This window comes from Phytoactinopolyspora endophytica (assembly GCF_004138495.1).
GTDB lineage: Bacteria > Actinomycetota > Actinomycetes > Jiangellales > Jiangellaceae > Phytoactinopolyspora > Phytoactinopolyspora endophytica.
This window is the reverse complement of the sequence record NZ_ML142851.1, coordinates 369606-375019: the sequence shown is the minus strand read 5'-3', so window position 1 is coordinate 375019 and position 5414 is coordinate 369606. Positions and strand designations below refer to the sequence as shown.

The following is a 5414-nucleotide window of genomic DNA, read 5'->3' as shown; positions in this document are numbered from 1 at the left end:
CCCAATGAACGAGTGTCTTGCGGCGTTACTCGAGGAACCGCCGCATCTCGGTGGTGACCAATTCGTCGGCATCGGGGTGGCAGTCGGTCAGGAACGCAATCATGACCGAAGCGTCCTTGTGGCGGTAGAAGTCGACCATTCGGGCGTTGAACTCCCGGGCTCGCGCGGCCGGAATGCTGATCGCGTCGATGCCATGGCTCATCAGGTGACCGTTCATCATGTACCTGGCGGTCCGCTTGTTTCCGTCGAAATAGAACTGCTGCAGGGCACCGAACAGGAAGTACACCAGTGCCTGCTCAAACACACTCTCGATGCCATCGGTCAACGCAACAAGCCCCGCGGCGTGAATCCGCCTCAGGTTCTCGCCGCCTGGCTCCGTCTCCGGCGGCAGATAGCGTCCATACTCCCCGAGTGCGACGCCAGGCGTCAGTCGCTGCTCTTCTCCCTCTCCGCGGAAGAAGCCGGCATCGAACGCCTCGTCGCGCGCGACAATCGCATGGAGATAGTCCGACGTAGCCTTGTCCAACGTGAACGACCCGCCGATCACCAACTCGCGAAGTTCCTTGGCCGAGTCAGCCAAGTTCAGGACCTGTCGCTCATCGCTGAGCTTGTGTCCGCCTACGGTGATCCCGTCGAGCAGGGTCTGCACCTCGGGGTAGGTGAACGGGTTGCCCTCCAGGACTGACGCGTCCCAGATGAACTCGGCCAGCGCCTTGTAAAACCGGAAGACCGCACGTTGTACCGAGTACGCTGGCACGTCCGTGGGGATGGTCGAGCGATCCCACCTGAACCCCACGGCGTCGAAAATCTGGCCCGCGTCCACGTCCTCGCACCTTCCTACCGTCACCTGCGGCTTCCGTCATCAGACACCAGCGTCCACCATACGTGGTCGAGGCGAGACAACGGTCTCGATCAACTCAGCGAAGCGCGCCATCGTTGGCTACTCGTTCATGGCGCTCTGCCGTTATGGGCATGATGAGGTACATGGCCAATCACCACTTCGGCAAGTTCGCGGACGTGTGGAAGCACCTGTGTCTCACCGAGGTGCTGGCCCGCCAGCGTCCAGCGCGGTACGGCGAGACGCACGCTGGTTCGGCCGCGTATCCCATGGTCGACGATCCCGAACGACGATTCGGCGTGCTTCGCTTCCGCGAGACAGCGGAGCGTGAGCCAGCGCTGGCCGGATCGAGTTACCGGGCGCTGGTCGGGCGCTTTATGGATGAGCAGGACGCATATCCGGGCTCGGCGCTCCTGGCCATGGCCGAACTCGGGAACAGCGCCGAGTACTTGTACTGCGATCTCGATCTCCTGAGCACCGCCGACCTCCGGTCATGGCCCTCCAAGCTCGGTATCACTGGCTGCACGGTTGCCGAGGAGGACGGGATGACGGCGGTCGCGCGATGGGTGCACTCAAGCGATGAGGCTGCAATGCCGCCCGCTTCCACCGTCGTGCACATCGACCCTTTCGATCCTCATGCGGGCATCGACGGCGGCCCTTCTGCTCTGGAACTAGCCGCTGATCTGGCCCTGCAAGGGGTCGGCCTCATCTACTGGTACGGCTATGACCGTCCGGATCGGGCAGCGTGGGCGTATCGACATCTTTCCCAAGCAACGGCCCGTCCTCTGTGGTGCGGAGATGCGATGATCGTCAACCACGACGGCATGGAGCGGGCAGGAGACCTGGGCGTGGCGACCACGCCGGGCACCGGATGCGGCATTGTCCTGGCCAACGTCTCCGATGAAACGACAGACGCCTGCGAACGGCTCGGCGACAGCCTGGCACGGGCATACTCTGAGTCGACATTGCCGGACGGCACGCTCGGACGCATCCGTCTGACGTACTACAGCTGAACGGTTGGTCACCATGACCGCGTCGTCACGCGGCGGTCCTCATACATCTGCCAGAACAGCAGCCACGGGTTAAACGACAAGCTTAGTTCAGGTCAGCCGCCCGGCGTAGTGGTCGAAATATAGCCTCGATACTAGGTCCCCGCGCGTACTCGTACCGGTCTTGTCGAAGATCGACTTCAAGTAATCCTGGACGGTGTATGCCGAAAGGTGCATTTCCCGGGCGACTTGAGCGGTGGAGTTGCCGCGGGCGATGAGAGCGGTCACCTGGCGCTCACGTTCGGTCAGGCCGTACGCCGCCGCGATCAGCGGCGCCATCTCTGGAGCACGAGCCGCCTCCAGCGTCACGGCGACCGGAGCCTCCGGCCCGCTGCCGAGGACCGATCCCCGCACCAGCAGCCACCCGACGCTCGTATGCACGCACGCACGCGCCAGCCGTACACCGCTGGCGGGGAGTTGTTCAGCGGCCAGGAGCGCGCGGGCTTGCCGCACGACGGCGGTGATCACCAGCGGCAGCCGTGCCCCTGTCCGGCTGCTGACGTTAAGCCGGTCCAGCCAGTGGTCAGCGCCGTGGTCGCCCATTGCGACGGAGTCGTCGGGGTTGAGCACCAGGACACAGTGATCGTCTAGTTCCGCCGGGGCGGACAGGAGCGCGGCGCGCCGCAGGCCGTCGGTGATCACTGGCGCCAACGAGGCTACGCGCCGGATCTCGGTCGGCGTGTAGTGCGGCCGGTTGGCTTCGCGGAAGAGTGTCAGTCCGCCCCAGGTTCCGACGCCGTTCGCGAGCACGACCCGGATCTCATCGGCAAAACCGCCCGGCCTGCGGACCTCCCGCTGGCGCGAACTCCGGTCGAGGTCGCCACGAGTCGCCTCGGAGAGCCCCGCGGCAGTGGTGCGGGCATTGCGGAGCACCACCCACTTGTTGATGTCGGGTTCGGCGAGCTCGATCTCGATCAGGCGGAGGATGTCGTCGGACGGGAGGCCGTCCTCGACGTAGTCGCCGGTGGGGAGCATGGTGGCGGGGTCGACCGTCTGCAGGCAGGAGCCCTCACCAGGGACGATGCGCCCGAGCACCTTGTTGACCTCCCGAGCGAACGCGGGCACGTCCAGTCCGCGATGGACCAGCCTGACGAGGTCATCGCGGGCACGTGCGTGAGTGGCCGCTGCCGAAGGCACGCGTCCGACTGTATCCGCATCGGCGTCGATTACCCAGGATTCTGGGGTACCGACGTCCCGCGGTTCCGCGCATCGTGGAAGACACCCACGAGGCCAGGAGGAAACCGTGAACGACGTAGCGAACGGGGTGCTGGCGGACGTGCCGTCCGGGACGTGGCAGATCGACATTTCCGTGGAAGTCGAAGCGTTCTTGAATGGAGACAGCTGATGTCCCAAATTGTGTTGTACATGTCCATGTCGCTCGACGGCTTCATCACGGGCCCCAACGACGGCCCCTCCAACGGCCTTGGCGACGGCGGCGAGATCCTGCATGCATGGCTGCGCGACGGCAGCGGAGACGATCCGACCAGCTTCCGTCCGAGCGACGACACCAACGCGACGGTGTTCGACGAGAGCATGTCGACCGGCGCGGTGATCTGCGGCAAACGGCTCGGCGAGTTCGTCAACTACTGGGACGGCGACCACCACGACGGCGTGCCCATCTTCGTCCCAACACACCGGGTACCCGACGAGAAGCCGCCAGGCGACGTCCGCTTCGTGACCGACGGTATCGAATCCTGCGTCGAGCAGGCGAAGGCCGCTGCCGGCGACCGCGACGTCATGCTGCACGGGGCCTACACAGCACAGGAATGCCTGCGGGCCCGCGTTCTGGACGTGATGGAGATCCACCTGATCCCGGTGCTGCTCGGGCAGGGGCGGCGACTCTTCGACCGCCTCGGGCCGGAACACATCGAGCTCGAGCCAGCACGCCAGCTCCAAGGCGCCGGCGTCTTGCATCTGCGGTACGAGGTGAAGTCGTGATCCGTCTCTACATGTCGATGTCGCTGGACGGCTTCATCGCCGGACCGAACGATCGACCAGGTCAGGAGCTTGGCCGCCACGGCGGAAGGGTGTTCAACTGGCTCGACGACCGCAACAGCAACGGACCCAACGGGCAGGTCTATCGGGAGGTCCTGGCCACCGGGGCGGTGATCTCTGGCCGCCGCACCTTCGAACTCGCCAAACGATGGCAGGGCGATCACCACGACGGCGTGCCGATCTTCGTCCTCACCCACCACGTCGACGACGGCGACATCCCTCCCGGCAGTGCGCAATTCGTCACCGACGTCCAGGAGTGCGCCGCCCGGGCCGAGGCCGGAGCGGGCGATCGGCCGGTCATGGTGCACGGCGCGGGAGCGGCACAATCGTTGCTACGGGCAGGCCTACTCGACGAGATCGAGATCCACCTCGTGCAAGTTCTCCTTGGCGACGGACGACGGCTCTTCGACACCCTCGGCACGGATCCCCTTGGGCTCGAGCTGCTGCGGCGAATCCCCGCCCGGGACGTGACACATCTGCGCTACCGCGTCAAGAGACCTGTCGGCGACACGGCAGCGTGATCCACGGACGTCACATTCAACCGCACCCACTACGAAGGAAAGATCATGGAGACGGTCGGAAGGCGTCCGGTGCCGTTGAAACTGCAGGACGCAATTGCTGGACAAGTCATCGAACCCGGCGACGCGGGTTATGACGCTGCCCGCTCGATCTGGAACGCCATGGTCAACCGGTGCCCCGCCGTCATCGTGAGATGTGCGGACTCCGCCGATGTCGCGGCCGCGATCCGGTATGCCAGAAACCATAATCTGGAGATCGGAGTGAGGTGCGGCGGCCACAGCGTCATCGGACACGCGGTACCCGGAGGCGGGCTCATGATCGACCTCACTGCGATGGACAGGGTGAGCGTGGACCCGGTCGCCCACACCGCTCGAATCCAGGGCGGTGCACTGCTCGGCGCGTTGGACCGTGCCACCGGGCAACACGGGCTGGCCACAACCGCCGGCAACGTGTCGCACACGGGTGTCGGCGGGTTGACACTCGGCGGCGGCATGGGATGGCTGGCTAGAAAGTACGGGTTGACCTGCGACAATGCCGAATCGTTCGAGGTCGTGACCGCCACGGGCGACACCGTCACCGCCAGCGCCATCGAGAACAGCGACCTCTTCTGGGGCCTGCGCGGCGGTGGCGGCAACTTCGGTGTCGTCACGGCATTCGAGTTCCGGCTACATCCGATCACCGGGCGCGCCGTTGCCGCCAACTACACATTCACCATCGACGACGCGATCCATGCCATGCGGCAGTGGCGTGACCTCCTCGCGGATGCGCCGCGACAGGCAACGCTGACGGCGTGGGTCGGCACCGTCGACGGACAGCCGCGAGCCAGCCTGGGATTCGTATGGGTCGGCGACCCCGCAGACAGTCACCGTCTGGTGCGCGAGTTCACAGCCCTTGGCACGCCGATCGAACAGAGCGTGACCGAGTACGCCTACGTCGACCTGCAACGCCGAGAGGACGACGAGCAAGGGCACGCGTTGCGCCGGTACTGGAAGGGCCACTACCTGCGCCAACTA

6 protein-coding genes are annotated in these 5414 nt (G+C 65.3%); 4 read left to right on the top strand and 2 right to left on the bottom strand.

Annotation, left to right across the window (positions count from 1 at the left end; genetic code table 11):
* Nucleotides 1–25: 25 nt before the first annotated feature.
* On the bottom strand, nt 26–823 hold the full coding sequence (locus ELR45_RS07550) for a Fic family protein (protein WP_129664778.1): 798 nt from the start codon (nt 821–823) through the stop codon (nt 26–28).
* Nucleotides 824–984: 161 nt separating this feature from the next.
* Here ELR45_RS07550 and ELR45_RS07545 point away from each other — a divergent pair, with 161 nt between their 5' ends.
* A complete protein-coding gene (locus tag ELR45_RS07545) occupies nt 985–1851 on the top strand; it encodes a 23S rRNA (adenine(2030)-N(6))-methyltransferase RlmJ (protein WP_129664776.1) in 867 nt (288 codons plus the stop codon).
* A gap of 87 nt (nt 1852–1938) precedes the next feature.
* Here ELR45_RS07545 and ELR45_RS07540 read toward each other — a convergent pair whose 3' ends face one another.
* On the bottom strand, nt 1939–3024 hold the full coding sequence (locus ELR45_RS07540) for a helix-turn-helix transcriptional regulator (protein WP_165367569.1): 1086 nt from the start codon (nt 3022–3024) through the stop codon (nt 1939–1941).
* A gap of 207 nt (nt 3025–3231) precedes the next feature.
* On the opposite strand from ELR45_RS07540, the gene ELR45_RS07535 reads away from it, so the two are divergent.
* The 3 genes from ELR45_RS07535 to ELR45_RS07525 all read left to right on the top strand — a co-directional run.
* Nucleotides 3232–3825, top strand: coding sequence for a dihydrofolate reductase family protein (locus ELR45_RS07535; RefSeq protein ID WP_129664773.1), 594 nt, complete (start codon nt 3232–3234; stop codon nt 3823–3825).
* 11 nt (nt 3826–3836) lie between these two features.
* A complete protein-coding gene (locus ELR45_RS07530) occupies nt 3837–4403 on the top strand; it encodes a dihydrofolate reductase family protein (protein ID WP_129665078.1) in 567 nt (188 codons plus the stop codon).
* Between the two features lie 45 nt (nt 4404–4448).
* The coding region (locus ELR45_RS07525; RefSeq protein ID WP_205856196.1) for an FAD-binding oxidoreductase at nt 4449–5414 on the top strand (966 nt) is incomplete at its 3' end.